Origin of the sequence: Paenibacillus sp. Dod16 (assembly GCF_049893405.1) — a bacterium.
Classification (GTDB): domain Bacteria; phylum Bacillota; class Bacilli; order Paenibacillales; family Paenibacillaceae; genus Paenibacillus_AQ.
In genome coordinates, this window is the sequence record NZ_JBNDYG010000021.1 from 12,282 (window position 1) to 28,878 (window position 16,597).

Genomic DNA, 16,597 nt, shown 5'->3' on the forward strand with positions numbered 1-16,597 from the left:
TTCATCACCTCCTATACCGGGAATGGAACAGCACCAGTTCGGCGCGTTTCGTTTTTAATTTCTTGAATAGCTGCTTGACCAATTGCCTTCTGGCTGATTTGTACATTTACGTTTTGGCCTGACTTTATGGCAGAAAGGATAGCATTCAAAACAGACACTGTTTGTTGACTGTCTCCACCACCGCCCATGATGTCTTGCAGTTTAGATAATGGAGCTATAACTTCGGGATCCGCTGACGCACCTCTGTTATCACCGACCATGGCAAGCGTAGGACCATAGGCCAGACCGCCTTTTGCAAGTTTTGGGATCTCGGGGATACTGAAGCCCATGCTTTTGCCACCAAGTCCAGGCACCCAGTCTGGTATGTCAATCTTGACCTTGCTAACTTGTCTGATCATCCAATTAAGGGCATCGATAACGGCATTAACCGCACCTTTGAAGATGGCGACAATTGCGTCTCCAATCCCGCTCATAAAGGTTTTGATCCCTTCCCAGGCTCGCTTCCAGTCACCTGTGAAAACACCAGCTATGAACTCAACGATTCCACCAAGCGCCTTAATTATTCCTTTAGCAGCATCAATCACAGCGCCGATTGCTGTTGTAAGCACATCCATAATACCATCGAATATTTCAGCGAAAATCGGCCCTAGTTTCTTCACTAACCAATTGACGATTGGCATGATAAATTCATTAAATATATCAAGTGCTGCCTGAGCTAGTTTCCCTATAAAATCAAGAACCTCTCTAATCAAATCCTTCAAGTGTTTGTCCCATATGTCTGTCAAAAACTTGAGCGCCCTCTCGGTAATGGGCTTCAAGAAATTCTCCCAAAGGTTATTCCACAACTCTTTGAGTTTATCTACAGCCTCTTTTAAAGAGTTGAAAATCTTTTTGCCCCATTTATCCCACCATTGGAATATGAGGTCCAAGGTTTCCGTAATAATTTTGGAGATAAGTTTCATGACTGGGTCAACAACATTTTTCCAGATGTCATCGAATATCTTTTTTACTAGGTCGAACAGCTTCTTGAATATATCCATGGCACCCGTAAGAAATTCGGTGATTCTCGGCAACCCTTCTCGTACAAACTTATCCAGGATAGGAAAAGCCGCTTCCCATATACTTCTAACGATGTTGAGGATTGAATCAAGTAATCCTGAAAGTATATGCCCTACCGTTGTAATTCCGTCCTGCCATAATGGTATTAATCCTGTTTGAATCCAATCAGCCAGCGGTTGGCCCAAAGACATAATATCACTGAACATGGTTTTAAATTGTTCTTTCCACTGAAGCAAGACGGGTTGAATCTGACCCCATGCCTGTTGAAAAGATGGTGCAAATGTAACGACTAACATTTTCCACGCATCTTTTATTGCTGTAAAAGCATTCTGGAATGAAGTCCGGACCTTATCTGCCATGGACTGAGCCTGATCAGATACATCAATAAAACCTTCTGAAAGATCTCCTAGAAATCCAGCTCCACCAGGGTCCATCCCTGCTAACGGATCTTCTCCACTTGCATCATCACTCGATCCAGAAGAATCGCTGTTCTTACCACCCACTAAGTTTAATTGGTCAAAACTACCCGCTGAATCTTTAGCTTTCTTACCTGCCTTTTTCGCTTTATCTCCAGCTTTTTTATAAGCATCCCCCAACCCACTCACAGCACTGGTTTGAGCATTAGTGGCTTGCGCTTGTGCATTTTGTGATTTTACAGATCCACCAAAAAGAGCGGTTGTAAATTGAGCAATATAGTTCATCACCGTTGCTAACGCTGTTGCAAAGCGTATTAATGCTGGAAGAATAAAGTTATAGATAGGCATGAACGCTTGACCAAGCCCGAGCCTGACATTCTTCAACTGAGCAACCAACTGATTTTGTCTTGCAATAGTGGTATCTGCTATTTCGTTCCCGTATTTACTTTGAGCTTGTTCTAGAATTGCCATCAAACGAATCTGTTGTTGTGTTTGGAAGTTAAGCTGTTGCCAACTCTTGCCGTTAGCAAACTGTTGGAACGCTTTTGTTGATTCGATCATCGCAACGTTAACATTGATGCCCAGGTCCTCAATCGCCTCTGTATTACCAAGCAAACCGGAACGTATTCGTTCCATGGTGTCTTCCATGGTTCGTCCGGTCGCTGATGCAACTACAGCAGACGCTTGGAGAAGTTCCTGTGTCTTTTGCGTGGTCTCAGCTGTTCCGGATGTGAAGGAACTTAGCAGATTAGAGTAAACCGCACCGTACTTCGCTATTTCCAATTGGCTCATGCCAAATGCCGCGGCGTTTTCCTTGGCCCAGGACCTAAACCCTGCCGCGCTCTCACCCATAGTTCGGTTTAACTGCACAATGGATGCTTCGTACTGCATAGCATCTTTGGTTGCATCCTTGATTGCGCTCCCGATGCCAATTGTAGCAAGCACTCCAACTATGCCTTTTATAGATTTGGTCAAACCTGACTTAAATGAGGCGAGGTCTTGCTGCGCCTTCTGCATTTCTTTCCTCATAGCTGAAAAGTCCGCCCCAGCTCGGTCAGCGGACCATGAGGTTCTTTACAACCGCCATGGTCGAATCACCCCCTTGGCAAACAAAAAAGAACCGCTAAATGCGGTTCTTCGTTTGCTCGTATTCATATTCAAACATCCATTTGAATTTGTAAGCCGTTTTTCTTTCTTTTTGACAACACTTCACTATGCTCGAATTGTGGTTTTTCCCAAGGTTTCTAGCAGCATCAGCACAATCCTTATGTCTTGCTATAAAATCTCCATCTAAGCTGAGTTGAACGATTGGAGTGGGAACCCTGGATTCAGTTTTCCCTTCGATGTTTTTTGGTATGTTATTACCTTTCTTAAACATCCATATGAACCCTTCACAGGTTTTTTGTTTGCCTTTCAAGCAAAGAGATAATCCACTCCTGCGAAAACCCAGTTCCTCACTAATCTGCTTTGCGCTATCCCACTCTCGGACAAATGTCCCGTCAAGTCGGTATTGCAAAATTTTTTTTGCGTTCGTATTTCGATTGTAGGTAAAGGTTCTCCCTTGATCATACTCATCTTCATAGACCCAAAGGAATCCTCCAACAGACTTCCGCCCTTTCTTGCCTTTACAACAACCTACTATAGCTGAATTCTGAAATCCTAATACCTTTTCAATTTCCGTTATATAATCCCACGTTTTCACATACTGGCCATCTAAGGTTAATTGCACTACTCGCTTTCGGTTGGGCGCATCTGCCCCTATGTGAATTGGTGGTGCATCTCCTCCGCAAGTGAAGTTGCAATCACATTGACCAGATCGCTTATAAAAATCAATTAATTCAATTTCTTTTTCATAAGCTTTTTCCTCAGTTAATCCCTCGGCGACCTTTCTAACGGAGCATGGTAGCTTGTTAACGTATTTAATGAATTTATCGTTTCTATCTTTCTTTTCTCTATACCTTCTGCCTTTGCCTTTTCCAACATAGAATACCTTACCAGAGTCAATAAAGAACCATTCATAAACATAGTAATTACATTCCATTTATTCATCCACCTCGTAGTATATTTTACCATACTACAAGGTTTTTAACTACATACACTTTTCTCAACTTCCTTACCGCCAAAAGCGGCATTCAATTGTTTCACGATACCTAGCATATCTTCTGGTGTTTGTCCTTTTTTCGGCTTATCTTCCTTCAAGATCTTCTTGAGATCAGGAAGTTTCTTCGAACGGCCCCAAGTAGCAGTCAAATATGCCAATGTTAATCCTTCCTTGTTGTCTCGGATCAATCGATCATTATAACCTTTGATGTATAAGTTCAATTCATGTGGTGTCATGTCGTTGTATTCCGATAAACTCAACCCAACAGCGAATGCCGCTTTCATAGAATCTTGCCAGTTAAAACCTAAGCTTGTACCGGATTCTCCTCCGGCTGTTTCTGGTTTCCCTCCGCACCGAGCGAACCAAACGAAACGCTGAATGCTTCGTTCATTTTTTCCATGATGTGGCTAATGGAAGGTGCGCAATCCAGCAGATCCTCCATTTGTTCGAGCTGAAGCGTTTCCCCATTCGCCCTTGCATCTGACAACAAACCGCAATAAATATACTTTTCCACATCTCCGAGATCGATGTTTTCCATGTCGATGGAATCAATGTCCTTCCCTGTCATAGCTAACAATGTCTTCAATGCTTTATGTCCATACCGTAATTCACGCGGTCTATCCAAATTAATCATTACTACATCATTTTTAGATTCGTTTTTACCCATTAATTAATCCCTCCATGAAAAAAGCCGGGAGACGTGTCCCGGCATTATATTAAGGTGTAATTTCTAAAGTAGGTTCCCCTGATACTTTCAATGTTGCTTCGAAAGAAATTGCTTCTTCCAATTCAGCGCCAGTAGAGAATGCTGTAACGACTGCATCAAAGGACCAGTTTGCCTTCAGCGCTGCCGGGAATTGAATCTCACAGGCAGTTGTCGCTCCAGTGTTAAATGCCGCGTATACCGCTGCCTGTCCTGCATCACCTGGATTAAAGAATCCACTAATTGAAACCTCGCCACCGTCTTTGAATCCACCGATGAACGTTCTGTATCCTCCGTCAGAATCCAAGCTGGTTGTATCAATCGTATCAGCGGACAATTCAAGACCACCAATCGATGTAAGTTCAGCAACCGGAGTTGTACCAAACATTAATTTTGTTCCTACTGCTCTATTTGCCAAAATAATCACCCCTCAAAATAAACTTGAAATTCTATTACACATCGATATAAATTCGGTTCTGACTCGTATAATTCTGTAGGCTCCTGATAGGTTACTTCTTGTATATACGGCCCGTCCACACCTATCCTGCGGCCTTGAAAACTTAAGATAATATCAACCACTTGATCACTCAAAGGTTTTAAGTCTGAGTACTTTGTCGTGATGATATTTAAGGTGGGGCTTACTTCTTTTCCAACCAGATAGCCCGAACCAAGTTGCTTTGTCCTAAGTCCTGGACTAGATAGATATACAAGATAAGGCGCTGTTTTCCCCGGCAAGAAACCGGGATAAACCTTACCTTTTAACCTTGGAATTGTTTCAAGCTCAAACGCTAAGGATTCTTCGAAATTCAAGCTTGATCACCTCTCGCTTAACACTTTATCTATAGCTTTCGCTGCCACTTCAACAATCTTGCTTTCGATCTCATGAGAGTTTTCAACGATGGATTTCCTCATGTATTGATAACCGGGAACATAGCCACCATCAACGGTCATAAATCCGTATTCCTGAGATGCTGGATAATACGATCGTTTGCCATCTTTAGAGATTTTAACGAAGATATCATTCTTGGATGGATCCATCATAATGTCATACATTTTCTTCCCGACCTTAACCCGGCGTTCACCTTTCATGATGATACCGCCTTTAAGGTCACCGTCTTCCACAGGAGCATTTCGCTTTGCGGCTCTCCAAGCAATCCGCGCACCAGCAACTGCCGCTTTGGTTGCTACAGTTTGAGGCACCCTACCGAGTTTCTTGATGGACCTCTCAAGTTCCTTCATACCCACTATTTCGCTCTTCTTAGCCATCTTTATTCCTCCATAGGGTAAATGGAGCATACCAACTCTATGCGCTCGTCATTGGCTGAATAGGTGCGTATAACGCGGTAATACTTATCGTCACCGTATTTCACTTTGGGTTCATCGCTGTAATCAGCAACCATAACCTCAAATACGATTTCCGGCTTCATTCCCGCTGCCATAGCTTGATAAAATTCCGTTTGCCGCACCGATTTCTTATTGGCGAAAACAGTTTTGGGGATTCCGTCTTGTTCGACTTCCTCCCCGTAACCGTTCTTAGTAACCACAACAGGTATCAAGTCGATAACATCTCTCCACATCATGGCGTTACTTCCTCCTTGGGAGTGTACTCCTGTGATAGTGTCAGATGTGTCTTGATCATGTTGTAAGATAATTGCAGCCGGTCTGCATCGGGATTGTCAAAACCAAAGTTCGCTTTGGCATATACCGTAATGGCACGCAAAATAAGCGGATCAGATTCATCTGCCGCCTTTTCATCACTCACACCAGACAACTTTAAATCATGTTGACAGGCCGCGATTAAATCCCCCACCTCTTCATCAAAAGCAGAGGATGTAATGCGCAAAGCTTTTTTAATCTTGTCGAGAAGCATGGTTATTCACCATCTTTTTTGTCCGGTTTCTCGTCACCTTTAAGGAATCCCGCTTTAATCAATTCGTTTGCCCGTTGTTTTTTCTCGGTTTCATAAGAAGAACCAACGATTAAAATATCATTGGTTTCTTTGTCTTTAAACTCTTTGATTACTTCGTATTTCATCGTTCATCCCTCCTTATGGTGTTGGTACGTTGCGAATCAATGCAAATGCTTTTTCGTCCATTACATCCCCGTCCACAACGGCATAAGCAACATAGTCAGTTACACGCTGTTTGGCATGATCCTCTGTAACCACCGAGAAAGGTTCGTTAGTGTTAAACACATAACCTTTGTTTGCATCGCCAATCAAGATGCTACCAGCCGACAAACCAGCATCAGGCTTAACCACCATGCCGAACATGCGACCAACACCACCAGATGTAACATCAGGAATGAAGAGTGGTCGGCCCATTGCATCCATCAGGTTTGCAAGTTGGCCCCAAATAGTGCCATTGTTAGCGTAAATAGCAGAACCAGAGAGGTAGGAAGAATGAATTTTACCAATCGCCTCTGTGATAAGACCATAGGAAAGATCAACTGGAGTTGTAGCATTATCAGGATCGTAAGTAACGACTTGCGGCGTTCCAGCCTGTGCAATTAGCGCCGTTTCAACACCACGCGGTTGATTTGTTCCTGTACCACGTGCAACCGATACGCCAAGGGCCACGCCTACACGCTCCCCGAGCTCGTTAATGATGTATGGGATAAAGTCCTCAATTGCCATTGCTCTAAGTTTCCAGGACACAGTGACAGCCTTGGAAAGTTCATGACCATCCAGAACCAGTTCGCCGAACGTGTTTTGCTCATCTGCTGTCGGCGTTCCTTCTGTGTACCAGTCAGCGTCACCAGCGTCAATAGACACATGTTTTTTAATTACAAATCTACCTTTTACACCGAACTTCTTCACATCAGCGAACAGAGGGTACATTTCCTCCGCGCGGCTCCAAATACCGGCTGCTACGGTTGTAGGAATCAACACACCTGTATTGCCTGTATCGTGTGTATAAGCGTTATTGAATTCCGCATTCACTTTGTTGAACACTTCGGACTCATCGCCCGTGAGCTTTTGGCCCATCATATGTTTGGCCCATGCATTTTCATAGACCTTTTGTTCGCTCACTGGTTTTGCTTCGTGGATGTTCTCCAACGTCTTACCTCCTTTAACATCAACAGATTTGTTTTCAAGCTCTGTCACTTTGTCATTGTCTTTAAGAGCATTCAAATTAGCGTTAGCCAACTTGATGTTTTCCCACTTGTTGTCAAGGTCTTGGACCTCTCGCATCTTCGCTTGCGATTCCTCGATCTTTCCTTCTGTAATCATGTTTTCCGCTTCTTCCATCAGTGTTTTGCGTTGTGCTACGTATTGTTCTTTTTTCATTCCCTCTCATCTCCCCTGAGTTTCAATAGTTTTAATTGCGCATTTGCTTTTTGTTGCATTAAAAAATCCGCTTTGTTCTCAAGTTGTCGAGAACCTAACGGATCCTTAATTGTGTTTCTGATTTTTTCGATAACTTCATTAGGCAGCATTTGCGATTGGCCAAAGCTAGCCACAAGTTGGACTTCATTTTCAAACATGACTTCATCAATCAACTTGTAATTCAAAGCCTGTTGTGGTGTCAGCCAAGTTTCTGTGTCCATCATGCCCAACAATTCTTCTTGAGTCATACCGCTCTTTAATCTGTAAGCATTGGCTATGGTTTCATTCGCACTCTTCAATATGCCAGCCATGTGTTCCATGTCCCGGTAATCACCCGAAGCCCTAGTGGACACGTTATGAATCATCATTTGAGCAGTTGGGGCCATGGTGATCTTTTTGCCAGCCATCGCAATTACACTTGCAGCGCTAGCGGCTAAACCGACAATCCGCACTGTCACATTGCCTTTGTGTGACTTCAAGGCGGTATAAATTTCTGAGCCAGCAAACACCGATCCACCACCGGAATTGATATCAACTTCAAGATCACCTCCGTTAGCTGCTTCAATTTCTTTGGCTACAGATTTCGGGCTGGTTGCTTCGATTTCAAACCAATCATAAATCCATTGTTCATCACTTGAGATAATAGGCCCTTTAATATTGACCTTTGCCATTTAATCACCCCCTTTACTCCGTAGTCGGCCTAGTATCAAGTCTTCTTATAAACTCATCTCCACCCTCACGAGGCGCTTTATTAAATACCTCACGCACTTCGTTTGGATTGAAGATTCCTCTATCAACCAACTCGACCAATTTCAGCTTTGTCTGCATGCTTGCAAATGTTAGGTTGGATGATTCAAAGATGATTTTGTTTCCAAACCCTCGTTCTCTTCGTGAGAATATCTTCCTGGTGTATTCACCACTCAACTGAACAATATCTGGCTCAATTGCTGATTCGTAATAAGATATCCATTGATCCTCTGTATAGCTGCCTTGTATGATCTTCTCGTTGGTATTAAAGAAAGAATAGATCCTCTTCGTTGTTGCATCCATTTGCTTCTCGTTAGGAACATAATCCTTTGGTTCTACCTGTTGAGCATCCATTTTGGCATCTGTTGCAGCAGCTCCAATGGTTTCGGAAGTCTCTGTATTAAGAAAACTATCAACGAACTCTTTGGTATTCTTTTTAATATCCTCTGGTCTGAGCGTCTGGTTGAACTTCAATAGCCATCGAATGATATTGGAGTTCTTGATTGCCTTCACAATGCCTTGATCAGTTGTGTTGACGATTTCCATCAATGGTGCTAAGACCTGTCCAGGAGAATCACCGAAAACTTCATTGTCGTTAAAGTCTTTACGCAAATGAATGATATCTGCATACTTAAACGTCACAGTTTTCCCGGTTCGTAAGTTGAAACGTAAATATAGAGTACCGGCGCTATCTTGGATTGCTTCAGTTGCAACAGCCGTAATTGGATAGATTTCTGTTGGATACCCGTTGTCATCACGATTGATAAATGCAAAAGCATTGTTATTCAATTCAAGTTGTGTGATAAGCTTTTCTTGCAATTGTTGTCCGGTCATGTACGGATTTGGTTCCTCAAGCAAGAACCTAAGATACACGTCAGGATTGATTTTAGTCCCGTCAGTACCTTGTCGTAGATGTTTGGCTACAGCCTTGCCTATGGCCCTTGCCTTCGGTCTAATAGCTGCTCGTACAATGTCCGATTTGTAGAGGTTACCATTCCATGAGWAAAAACCACCGCCGTTATCGACTACCATTTGATATTTAGTGACAGTAACGGCCCTATTCTTAAAGCGATCTAACAAACCCAATTCATCACCCCCTTTAGATCAAGTTTGAATACTCGTCCCATTTATCTTTCAACACAATATAACCGCAAGCCAATGACACCACTCCGTCAATGCGCTTACGGTTATCTAATCCCTTAACAAGTTGTATATTCCCGTTAATATCTGCTTTAATCTCTGCATTACTCAGGTTCCACATGTCTATCGGGTTGCTATTGTGAATGATCCTATGTGCCTTCAGATCAGCCTTTAATTCCTTCAATGGCTGTGACATCGTTGCAGGACCTTGTCGTATTGGAATCATACTGTCTTTCCCGAACTCATTGTGGAATTCCCTAAGTAAGCTATCATCTATGTGCCAAGGATCATATCCGATGTATAAGACATAAAGATCTTCCTCTTCACGTAGTTCCTTGAACCAATCCAAGAATACCCGTTTATCAACCTTGTTTCCTGGATAAGTCCTCAGAAGTCCTTTTCTTTCCCAAATTAAATAAGGAACGTTATCACGTTCCCTCCGGTTCCCGTCTTGAGTCATTTGATTCAGAACATCTTCTGGCATCCAGTACATGGACTTAAGATAAATATTAGGGTCATTAGGCCGCATACATAACACCTTGGCACTGTTTAAGTCCGTGGTATCAGCAGCATCAAACCCGCCGATGGCATAACGGAAGCCCATCTTTTTAAAGTCGAATTTTGTTTTGTTTTCGATTTCGTTCCATGTCAGCCAAGCACTTGCAGAGTTCTCCTTCATGTTGAAGTCCTTTACCATAACAGTAGGTTTGAAAGAAGGATCGTCTTTTGCTTTTTCTACCATTTGTCTAAGATAATCAACACTTTTAATCGTTCCAAGACCAGGGTTTGCTTTGATCCAACACTCTTCCTTATCCCATTCGTCCCGATCATCTAATTCATAAATAAACGGGAGAAAACGTCTGTTGGGTTGACTCAATTTCCCATAAAGTAAATTCGTTGCATATTCATACTGGGAATCAAAAATGCCTTCCCGAACAAAACCGTTTGTCGTAATAGAAAAAAGCAATGGCTGTTGTCTTGCTCCCATCGCTTGTTTAACTAAATCGTATATATCGCGGTTTTTAATCGCTGCTAATTCATCAATTACTGCTCCGTGTACATCTAGCCCATCAAGGGAGTTCGTATTACTGGCTAATGCTTTGATAAACCCAAAATTAAGAGGGAAATATAAGTCATTTGCTCTCTTTCTTACGTGTTTGCTCAACATTGGTGACTGCTGAATCATTTTATGAGCGGCGTTAAAACCGAGCTTAGCTTGTTCTAACATGGTTGCCACGTTATAAATTTGTGGTGACCCCTCATCATCATTTATGAGCAAATCTATTTCAACTGCAGCATTTTCAGTCGTTTTTCCGTTTTTTCGAGCCTCAATAATTAGAACCTCGTTATATTGTCGGAGATCATTATCATCCACAAATCCAAAAACAGCTTGAAATCGTGCCTTTTGGAACAACTCTAATTGTAGCGGTGTTCCAATTTTCCCACTTGGTAACTTTATGAACGTCTCAATAAAATTAATATGTTTTGATGCGATTTCATGATCGTAATGAAACTCCTTGGGATTATAAAAATCTTCAAGTAACATATTAGAAACGCGTTTCATCTTGTCACAGGCTATTATTTTCCCATCAAGTAAACTTGTGAAATATAATTCTAGTTCAATCAACGTTTACCACCAGCCAAAAAATCCAATAATTCATCCTTGTCTTCATTATTTCCTTTTGGCAGCGATTCTGTTAATTGTTTAATGATACTTTGATAGTTCTTATTCATCGTATTGTACAATCTCGCTACCGGACGTTCTCGTTCGTATGGATCTGTTTTGTCTGATTGGGAAAACAACTCCACATAGCCATGTTCATCAAGGTCCGCCTCGTAATCCTCCAAGGTAATGCGCATATACGCTGCTCGTTGGATTAATCCCTCAATCAAGTCCTTCTTATCTTTGGACATTTCCTTGTAAATCCGTTTAAGCCGGTTCTTTTCTTTTTCAATCCGTTGATCTTTTGGTATATCCCCCGATTTCATTGTATATATCGCCTCCTTTCAGGGTAGGGGGTCACGTGAATTTATCACGCGTTAAAATTGGTGTGGACACATCGGTCTTAGGCACTTTAGTCAACTAAAGCATATGGGGGGGTGACGCTTTACAGTACTAAAGCGTTATATTTCCTATTTTTTCTTTGTGCATCCTGTAATGTATTCAATAGTGTGAGTGGTAACATCATCTACATGTGCGCTTATGTTTATGGATCTTATCCCTTGTACCTCAGCGCCATCTTGATATACCTTGATATTCCCTCTCATGCCACCGACCTTTTCTTGAATGAATATAAGTGCCGCTTGTTGGTTGAACACCTCAATCTTTCCACGTTCATTGACCACAAACACATTTCCCTTTTCAAGCTTCACTCCATCAATATGAAGACCTTCATTGTTTAGCGTAACAGTATGATTTTCTCCAATCATAGTCCCTCACCCCTCTGTATTAGATTCCCTTCCTCATCAAACATAAGCCCTTGCCCTGCTGGTCCATCACCATGGTGTTCGTTGTTGTGACAGTCTTGACATACATACTCTAGGTTATCGTGACTAAGAGTAATGTTTGGATTGTTTATGTTATATGGTGTTAGGTACTTCTTATGGTGGACTATCTTTCCTGGCTTACTGCATCTCTCACATAGACCATGTACCTTTACGATGTATGAAGCTCTACACTCTTTCCAGGCTCGCGAATTGTAGAACTTCTTTGCCCATGGTTTCATTGGCGCCTGTTATTCCTTTGCCTTTGCTCAATCACTTCAATCACTGCACTTACAAGATGTATAGCAACTATGATAATAAGAACTAGAGCTATTCCACCCCAAAAAGGCAACGTCACCCACCACCATGACCAATCAATTACTCCGATTAGCTTCAATACCACAAACGCAACCCCAAGCAATCCTAACACTCCAATACCACCGCTTTTGCTTTCGTTATGTTTACTCACTCTAACACCTCCCCCGTACCTTCAAATACTGTCATCTTTACATATTCCAATAATCCTATTACTTCAAAGTTAGTTAGTTCATCTGGGTTATCCATGACTACTTCACCCTTAACGACATCTAATTCGATAACGATCTTTTTCTTCACCACTCCCACCCTTTCTTATGCAAATAAAAAAAGCCGCTGAGTTATCAGCGACTCTCCTGTTCATTATTTTGATGCCAAGTGACCTCTTTCAGTGAACCCTTCACCAACCTACCTTCGCACCATCGTTTACATTCGCTACATTTGTAGGACTCATAAAACTTTCCACCTTCATATCTGTGGTCAATCCTACTCATTTCTCTCATACATTTCTTACAGATCATCCGGACTAACACTCCCTATTTTCTGAAAGACTATGTGGAGTATTCGATATGTTAAGGAGTTGTTCGAAAAATAATAGTACGCCGCGACCGTGCCGTATAGTTATCGCGGCGTCCTTCACCCGTATATGGTAATCGTCAGGAATTTCACCACTCCCATATAAAAAGGCCGGCGCTTTGCCGACCTGTTAACCAAGGCATTCATGCCTCTATGGTGTCCTTTATTCGATATCCCATGATACAACTATAACACGGTTATTTCCTAATGATCTGCCAATAGTCTGCCAAGTTCCTGCCACTATTTTTTTGTTTACAAGTACGCTTCTTGGGGTTCTGGCGGTTCATTGATTTTTGCATACCATCTAACCCCGTAAGCGCTGTTGATATGTGATTCGTTTGCTTCCCAAAGAGGATAACCATCTTCATCCACATCATTCAAAGTCCAACCCTCAAATACACTGCCGTCATACCAGAATAGGTACTTTCCTTCTGGTGGGTTATTCGGGTCTACTTTTATCCATTCAATCATTCATAAAACCTCCTATGCCGTTTCCTCACCAACGTACACTTCCAAGCACATTGCAAAAGCCATCTTGTATAATGCTCGTGACTTCCTCCGGTAATAGCTCCGTTCAGACAGCGCCAGCTCATTGTATACGCTAAAATCCTGCACGTCTTCCTCATCTAAGTATCTCATATTGATTATGTCCTTTTCCATGCGGCTCAGGCCCCTTAGAGCAGCGTTTACACGGTCATAGGATTGTTTTAGTCTTGCTTCTGTATCTACGTTGAAAATAGCGACATTCTCGATCTGATTTGACGTGGTGTTAGTGGCTCCGTGGTAGCGAGGTTCGTATGATGGAGTTTGTTGTGTTTCTCTACGGACAAATCCGACCATTTTATATATTCTGGCCCGTTCTAACTCTTGTCCCACTCTGCGGCGAGTCTCTTCACGGTTGATTTCCATTAGCGCCAGTTGGAACACGTCTCTTGCTTCTGCTCTCAACGTATTCACCACCCTTTTGTACAAATTTACATGCGTTTCCTGTGTTTCCGGGTATAACCTATGCTTATTTTATCATATTTACCCAATGTGTTTGCACTTTTCTACTTAATATAATCAAATAAGTCCGTTTGCCCTTCAGCTATATACTCACTTGCATCACATATCAATCCATCCGTTAGCCACTGTTCTGGTGCATTCTGTAGGTAATGAGGCCATATAGGTGTACCAGCCTTTGAACGCTGAGGGTTTTGTTTCTCTGCTTTGTCCGTCCAAACCCAATGCGATTGTGCTTTTACGGTGTTAGGTGTCACTGTTATTCCTCCTTGACCGGCTCAGTCCAAGAAAACAGAACTTCAGCATCACGCCAGTATTCTGGTATTTCAGCATCGCTGTAGTGGTACGTAATCAATGCCACTTGCCTTTCCTTTTTCCTTACCTCCACTTTTTGCTGGATATATTTCTCTGTTGCCCCCATTAGATATGCCGTTGCCATAAACCCATTGTTGCTGTGGTGTCCAATTTTTTCGATATCCATAAAGCAGAATGAGTTGCTATCGATTCGGAATCGTTCAAAGTCCTTAATGTTCATTCGGTTGTTTCCTCCCCTGGAAGGTTGATGGGTGACCAATGTGTTACGCCGCTAACCTTGTACCCTGCGTTAGCATGCCGCCATTCATAGCCATCACCATCCAAGCTTTTCTGGTGTTCAGCTACCATAAATCGTTCACCATTCGATACAAGATGGGGTACGTGGCTTTCAATATCTCGGCTGTGTGGATCGTACTCTATCCAGTTGATCATGGTTTGGTTTCCTCCTTTGGATAAAGGGGTGTCACAGCATTATGCAGTATTTCAACCATTACATTGGCTGCCGATCCTTCGTCATGCCATAGACCATATTCTCTTATTGCTTTATCTATTGCTTCCCTTAGCTTCTTTTCCCTGAGTTCTGTTTCAAGAATCTGTTTACACAACTTCACATTGTGTCGCTCTTCTGCTGCGTATTGTTGGAGCCAATATTCCAGCGCTACTTCTACAGGTTCTGGGGCTTCTGTTTGTCCGTGTACTAACATCGGGATTCCGTGACAAAGCGTCTGAAAGTACTTAAATCGTTCTACGGTCTCCATATCCTTTTGCCAGTCTCTACTCATTCCACTACCTCCAAACTATCTAGACTGACATATGATGGGACATACCCGTCAAACCACACTACATATGCACGTTTTCCACTAGCGGATATTTTTTTAACTTTTCCTTGAGCTTTGAACCGTTTGTGGTAAACCTTATCTCCCGGCTTAATGGTGGGTACTGGTGGGGTGTCAGGGTCAAATTCACCATTTAGCATAGCGTCTAAGACACATTTGAATGGATCGCCATAAATTCTAGGATGGTGCATTCTTTTAGCAAGCCAAATCCTCAATTTGTCGGCATCTATTAGCTTTACTTGGTTATTCATATCCACCCTCCAATAAATCCTCGTTACAATCCGAGCAATTTTCCGCGTCACTTTCTTTCAACTCGACACCCATCAAATCGAGTACTTTTACAGGCAAAATACCATTCGAGCAACCAACTTCTTCGCCAGTCTCTTTTTTGATCATGGTAAAGTGTGTCATTCTCTACCCCTCCAATAGATCGGGATTGTCCCAGCGGTTGCCGAGTTTTACAGCTTTCATCCTCCATAGTGTGGAAGTGTTTGGAATCATCATGTGTCCCTTTTTCCATCGCAAACGAGGGCCGAAGGTGTATCCTCGGTGATATTCAATTAATCCGACTTTTTCATATTCTTCGTATCCGGTCGCTGTATTACTGAATGGATCGTCACTTGAAGCATTTTCAGAAGCGCGTGTATGAACAGTCTTTATGATGTCACCCGGATAAAGTTCGTTTTCTTCCTTGTCGCCAAAATCAAATACTTGACCTACTGTTTCGGGATCGACATCGGCACAGTCAATTTCATAGGATTGTTCTCCTACAGGCTTCCACCAAGTAATGCTTGGATTCTTGCCAGTCATTAGGTCGCCATACACCCACTCACCGTTATCTATTCGCTTGCCACGAAACTTGTAATCTCTCATATCTTCTCTTCTTCCTCTCTAAAGGGATGGAAACCTGAAGGGCCTTATACGGCCCCCGGCTTACGCCTAGGCTGATTCGGTCGACTCGGAGTTATCCAACTCTTGCCTGTATGCTTCAAGCCAACATTCTCTGCAAACCTTTTTACCGATCAATGCTTCTGGAAACGGAAACACCCTGCCATCTTCGTAAATGTCCCTTGTCTCTTTTCCACAGCTACCGCAATTGATAATAACGATTTCACTCGCGCTGTAACTCGGATCAAACTCAACATACACTTCAAACTCTTTCTCGCAATTCTCGCATTCCCAATCAAATTTATTGTCACTTGGGACACCATCACATAAGGCATCTGACATATCGTTTTCATGTTCGCAATAAGGGCAATCAACTGATTCACGCATGTTTATTTCCTCCTTATAGTTAGGTAGGGGAGGGATTAGACTCCCCTGTGGTTAAAATAGGGTTAATTGCTCAGGCTCTATCTTTACTGCTTCCTTCGCCCAATTCATTGCAACCCATCGCCCTACGTAATCCTCGCCACGGAAAAATACCGTATCATGACCACAAGATAACGCCCGGCGCTCGAATCTGACCTTCTTCCCTCTGACCATATGTGTCCATTCACCTTCTGGAGTGTCTGCTATCCTATCGACTAACTGCCGGTGCTGCTCCCAATTAAGTCTGAGCATTCCGTCTTATCC

The 16,597-nt window shown here is 42.6% G+C and carries 30 protein-coding genes; all 30 read right to left on the reverse strand.

Annotated features, from left to right (window positions below; all coding sequences use genetic code 11):
* Positions 1–11: 11 nt before the first annotated feature.
* The 30 genes from ACPV3A_RS16395 to ACPV3A_RS16540 all read right to left on the reverse strand — a co-directional run bounded on the left by ACPV3A_RS16395 (position 12) and on the right by ACPV3A_RS16540 (position 16,585).
* Positions 12–2,492 (reverse strand): phage tail protein, encoded by a 2,481-nt coding sequence (locus ACPV3A_RS16395; protein WP_426200273.1) that lies wholly within the window; start codon positions 2,490–2,492, stop codon positions 12–14.
* Positions 2,493–2,598: 106 nt separating this feature from the next.
* On the reverse strand, positions 2,599–3,516 hold the full coding sequence (locus ACPV3A_RS16400; protein ID WP_426200275.1) for a hypothetical protein: 918 nt from the start codon (positions 3,514–3,516) through the stop codon (positions 2,599–2,601).
* Positions 3,517–3,560: 44 nt separating this feature from the next.
* A complete protein-coding gene (locus ACPV3A_RS16405; protein WP_426200276.1) occupies positions 3,561–3,860 on the reverse strand; it encodes a hypothetical protein in 300 nt (99 codons plus the stop codon).
* Between the two features lie 20 nt (positions 3,861–3,880).
* Complete coding sequence (locus tag ACPV3A_RS16410; protein ID WP_426200277.1) at positions 3,881–4,243, reverse strand: hypothetical protein; 363 nt, start codon at positions 4,241–4,243, stop codon at positions 3,881–3,883.
* 49 nt (positions 4,244–4,292) lie between these two features.
* Positions 4,293–4,697, reverse strand: coding sequence for a phage tail tube protein (locus ACPV3A_RS16415; protein WP_426200279.1), 405 nt, complete (start codon positions 4,695–4,697; stop codon positions 4,293–4,295).
* Positions 4,698–4,702: 5 nt separating this feature from the next.
* Entirely contained in the window at positions 4,703–5,089 is a 387-nt protein-coding gene (locus tag ACPV3A_RS16420; protein ID WP_426200280.1) for a DUF3168 domain-containing protein, read from the reverse strand.
* A 6-nt stretch (positions 5,090–5,095) separates the two neighbouring features.
* Entirely contained in the window at positions 5,096–5,545 is a 450-nt protein-coding gene (locus tag ACPV3A_RS16425) for an HK97 gp10 family phage protein (protein WP_426200282.1), read from the reverse strand.
* Between the two features lie 2 nt (positions 5,546–5,547).
* On the reverse strand, positions 5,548–5,859 hold the full coding sequence (locus ACPV3A_RS16430) for a phage head closure protein (RefSeq protein WP_426200283.1): 312 nt from the start codon (positions 5,857–5,859) through the stop codon (positions 5,548–5,550).
* Complete coding sequence (locus ACPV3A_RS16435) at positions 5,856–6,149, reverse strand: head-tail connector protein (protein WP_426200284.1); 294 nt, start codon at positions 6,147–6,149, stop codon at positions 5,856–5,858. Before ACPV3A_RS16435 ends, ACPV3A_RS16430 begins: the two co-directional genes overlap by 4 nt.
* A gap of 2 nt (positions 6,150–6,151) precedes the next feature.
* Positions 6,152–6,313 carry a hypothetical protein gene (locus tag ACPV3A_RS16440; protein WP_426200285.1) on the reverse strand — a complete coding sequence of 54 codons (162 nt, stop codon included), beginning with the start codon at positions 6,311–6,313 and terminating at the stop codon, positions 6,152–6,154.
* 13 nt (positions 6,314–6,326) lie between these two features.
* A complete protein-coding gene (locus tag ACPV3A_RS16445; RefSeq protein ID WP_426200286.1) occupies positions 6,327–7,568 on the reverse strand; it encodes a phage major capsid protein in 1,242 nt (413 codons plus the stop codon).
* Positions 7,565–8,278, reverse strand: a complete 714-nt coding sequence (locus tag ACPV3A_RS16450) for a head maturation protease, ClpP-related (protein WP_426200287.1) — start codon at positions 8,276–8,278, stop codon at positions 7,565–7,567. Before ACPV3A_RS16450 ends, ACPV3A_RS16445 begins: the two co-directional genes overlap by 4 nt.
* 13 nt (positions 8,279–8,291) lie before the next feature.
* Entirely contained in the window at positions 8,292–9,440 is a 1,149-nt protein-coding gene (locus ACPV3A_RS16455) for a phage portal protein (protein WP_426200289.1), read from the reverse strand.
* A gap of 13 nt (positions 9,441–9,453) precedes the next feature.
* Entirely contained in the window at positions 9,454–11,121 is a 1,668-nt protein-coding gene (locus tag ACPV3A_RS16460) for a terminase large subunit (protein ID WP_426200290.1), read from the reverse strand.
* Positions 11,118–11,483 (reverse strand): hypothetical protein, encoded by a 366-nt coding sequence (locus tag ACPV3A_RS16465; protein ID WP_426200292.1) that lies wholly within the window; start codon positions 11,481–11,483, stop codon positions 11,118–11,120. Before ACPV3A_RS16465 ends, ACPV3A_RS16460 begins: the two co-directional genes overlap by 4 nt.
* Positions 11,484–11,627: 144 nt before the next feature.
* Positions 11,628–11,924 carry a hypothetical protein gene (locus tag ACPV3A_RS16470; protein ID WP_426200293.1) on the reverse strand — a complete coding sequence of 99 codons (297 nt, stop codon included), beginning with the start codon at positions 11,922–11,924 and terminating at the stop codon, positions 11,628–11,630.
* Positions 11,921–12,220 carry an HNH endonuclease gene (locus ACPV3A_RS16475; protein ID WP_426200294.1) on the reverse strand — a complete coding sequence of 100 codons (300 nt, stop codon included), beginning with the start codon at positions 12,218–12,220 and terminating at the stop codon, positions 11,921–11,923. The genes ACPV3A_RS16470 and ACPV3A_RS16475 overlap by 4 nt, the downstream gene beginning before the upstream one ends.
* Entirely contained in the window at positions 12,217–12,447 is a 231-nt protein-coding gene (locus ACPV3A_RS16480; protein WP_426200295.1) for a hypothetical protein, read from the reverse strand. Before ACPV3A_RS16480 ends, ACPV3A_RS16475 begins: the two co-directional genes overlap by 4 nt.
* On the reverse strand, positions 12,444–12,593 hold the full coding sequence (locus ACPV3A_RS16485; protein ID WP_426200296.1) for a hypothetical protein: 150 nt from the start codon (positions 12,591–12,593) through the stop codon (positions 12,444–12,446). Before ACPV3A_RS16485 ends, ACPV3A_RS16480 begins: the two co-directional genes overlap by 4 nt.
* A 528-nt stretch (positions 12,594–13,121) precedes the next feature.
* Positions 13,122–13,340 carry a hypothetical protein gene (locus ACPV3A_RS16490; RefSeq protein ID WP_426200297.1) on the reverse strand — a complete coding sequence of 73 codons (219 nt, stop codon included), beginning with the start codon at positions 13,338–13,340 and terminating at the stop codon, positions 13,122–13,124.
* Positions 13,341–13,352: 12 nt separating this feature from the next.
* A complete protein-coding gene (locus ACPV3A_RS16495; RefSeq protein WP_426200298.1) occupies positions 13,353–13,817 on the reverse strand; it encodes an ArpU family phage packaging/lysis transcriptional regulator in 465 nt (154 codons plus the stop codon).
* 101 nt (positions 13,818–13,918) lie between these two features.
* On the reverse strand, positions 13,919–14,128 hold the full coding sequence (locus ACPV3A_RS16500; RefSeq protein WP_426200299.1) for a hypothetical protein: 210 nt from the start codon (positions 14,126–14,128) through the stop codon (positions 13,919–13,921).
* Between the two features lie 2 nt (positions 14,129–14,130).
* Positions 14,131–14,406: a hypothetical protein gene (locus tag ACPV3A_RS16505; protein ID WP_251535377.1), complete on the reverse strand. Its 276-nt coding sequence runs from the start codon at positions 14,404–14,406 to the stop codon at positions 14,131–14,133.
* Positions 14,403–14,618, reverse strand: coding sequence for a hypothetical protein (locus ACPV3A_RS16510; protein WP_426200300.1), 216 nt, complete (start codon positions 14,616–14,618; stop codon positions 14,403–14,405). The genes ACPV3A_RS16505 and ACPV3A_RS16510 overlap by 4 nt, the downstream gene beginning before the upstream one ends.
* Positions 14,615–14,968 (reverse strand): hypothetical protein, encoded by a 354-nt coding sequence (locus ACPV3A_RS16515; protein WP_426200301.1) that lies wholly within the window; start codon positions 14,966–14,968, stop codon positions 14,615–14,617. The genes ACPV3A_RS16510 and ACPV3A_RS16515 overlap by 4 nt, the downstream gene beginning before the upstream one ends.
* Positions 14,965–15,273 (reverse strand): hypothetical protein, encoded by a 309-nt coding sequence (locus ACPV3A_RS16520; RefSeq protein ID WP_426200302.1) that lies wholly within the window; start codon positions 15,271–15,273, stop codon positions 14,965–14,967. The genes ACPV3A_RS16515 and ACPV3A_RS16520 overlap by 4 nt, the downstream gene beginning before the upstream one ends.
* The gene (locus ACPV3A_RS16525) at positions 15,266–15,433 is read right to left on the reverse strand and encodes a hypothetical protein (RefSeq protein ID WP_426200303.1); all 168 of its coding nucleotides are present in this window, start codon (positions 15,431–15,433) and stop codon (positions 15,266–15,268) included. The genes ACPV3A_RS16520 and ACPV3A_RS16525 overlap by 8 nt, the downstream gene beginning before the upstream one ends.
* 3 nt (positions 15,434–15,436) lie before the next feature.
* On the reverse strand, positions 15,437–15,895 hold the full coding sequence (locus ACPV3A_RS16530) for a YopX family protein (protein ID WP_426200304.1): 459 nt from the start codon (positions 15,893–15,895) through the stop codon (positions 15,437–15,439).
* A gap of 66 nt (positions 15,896–15,961) precedes the next feature.
* The gene (locus ACPV3A_RS16535; RefSeq protein ID WP_426200306.1) at positions 15,962–16,297 is read right to left on the reverse strand and encodes a hypothetical protein; all 336 of its coding nucleotides are present in this window, start codon (positions 16,295–16,297) and stop codon (positions 15,962–15,964) included.
* A 51-nt stretch (positions 16,298–16,348) separates the two neighbouring features.
* Positions 16,349–16,585: a hypothetical protein gene (locus ACPV3A_RS16540; RefSeq protein ID WP_426200307.1), complete on the reverse strand. Its 237-nt coding sequence runs from the start codon at positions 16,583–16,585 to the stop codon at positions 16,349–16,351.
* Positions 16,586–16,597 lie beyond the last annotated feature (12 nt).

Bases quoted from the DNA above. Each gene is read 5' to 3' on its own strand.
- ACPV3A_RS16535 (WP_426200306.1), bottom strand. From the start codon at position 16,297: ATGCGTGAATCAGTTGATTGCCCTTATTGCGAACATGAAAACGATATG.
- ACPV3A_RS16510 (WP_426200300.1), bottom strand. From the start codon at position 14,618: ATGATCAACTGGATAGAGTACGATCCACACAGCCGAGATATTGAAAGC.
- ACPV3A_RS16470 (WP_426200293.1), bottom strand. From the start codon at position 11,924: ATGATTGGAGAAAATCATACTGTTACGCTAAACAATGAAGGTCTTCAT.
- ACPV3A_RS16515 (WP_426200301.1), bottom strand. From the start codon at position 14,968: ATGAGTAGAGACTGGCAAAAGGATATGGAGACCGTAGAACGATTTAAG.
- ACPV3A_RS16395 (WP_426200273.1), bottom strand. From the start codon at position 2,492: ATGCAGAAGGCGCAGCAAGACCTCGCCTCATTTAAGTCAGGTTTGACC.
- ACPV3A_RS16445 (WP_426200286.1), bottom strand. From the start codon at position 7,568: ATGAAAAAAGAACAATACGTAGCACAACGCAAAACACTGATGGAAGAA.
- ACPV3A_RS16440 (WP_426200285.1), bottom strand. From the start codon at position 6,313: ATGAAATACGAAGTAATCAAAGAGTTTAAAGACAAAGAAACCAATGAT.
- ACPV3A_RS16430 (WP_426200283.1), bottom strand. From the start codon at position 5,859: ATGATGTGGAGAGATGTTATCGACTTGATACCTGTTGTGGTTACTAAG.
- ACPV3A_RS16400 (WP_426200275.1), bottom strand. From the start codon at position 3,516: ATGGAATGTAATTACTATGTTTATGAATGGTTCTTTATTGACTCTGGT.
- ACPV3A_RS16450 (WP_426200287.1), bottom strand. From the start codon at position 8,278: ATGGCAAAGGTCAATATTAAAGGGCCTATTATCTCAAGTGATGAACAA.
- ACPV3A_RS16425 (WP_426200282.1), bottom strand. From the start codon at position 5,545: ATGGCTAAGAAGAGCGAAATAGTGGGTATGAAGGAACTTGAGAGGTCC.
- ACPV3A_RS16540 (WP_426200307.1), bottom strand. From the start codon at position 16,585: ATGCTCAGACTTAATTGGGAGCAGCACCGGCAGTTAGTCGATAGGATA.
- ACPV3A_RS16410 (WP_426200277.1), bottom strand. From the start codon at position 4,243: ATGGGTAAAAACGAATCTAAAAATGATGTAGTAATGATTAATTTGGAT.
- ACPV3A_RS16490 (WP_426200297.1), bottom strand. From the start codon at position 13,340: ATGATTGAATGGATAAAAGTAGACCCGAATAACCCACCAGAAGGAAAG.
- ACPV3A_RS16525 (WP_426200303.1), bottom strand. From the start codon at position 15,433: ATGACACACTTTACCATGATCAAAAAAGAGACTGGCGAAGAAGTTGGT.
- ACPV3A_RS16520 (WP_426200302.1), bottom strand. From the start codon at position 15,273: ATGAATAACCAAGTAAAGCTAATAGATGCCGACAAATTGAGGATTTGG.
- ACPV3A_RS16505 (WP_251535377.1), bottom strand. From the start codon at position 14,406: ATGAACATTAAGGACTTTGAACGATTCCGAATCGATAGCAACTCATTC.
- ACPV3A_RS16530 (WP_426200304.1), bottom strand. From the start codon at position 15,895: ATGAGAGATTACAAGTTTCGTGGCAAGCGAATAGATAACGGTGAGTGG.
- ACPV3A_RS16475 (WP_426200294.1), bottom strand. From the start codon at position 12,220: ATGAAACCATGGGCAAAGAAGTTCTACAATTCGCGAGCCTGGAAAGAG.
- ACPV3A_RS16465 (WP_426200292.1), bottom strand. From the start codon at position 11,483: ATGAAATCGGGGGATATACCAAAAGATCAACGGATTGAAAAAGAAAAG.
- ACPV3A_RS16405 (WP_426200276.1), bottom strand. From the start codon at position 3,860: ATGAAAGCGGCATTCGCTGTTGGGTTGAGTTTATCGGAATACAACGAC.
- ACPV3A_RS16435 (WP_426200284.1), bottom strand. From the start codon at position 6,149: ATGCTTCTCGACAAGATTAAAAAAGCTTTGCGCATTACATCCTCTGCT.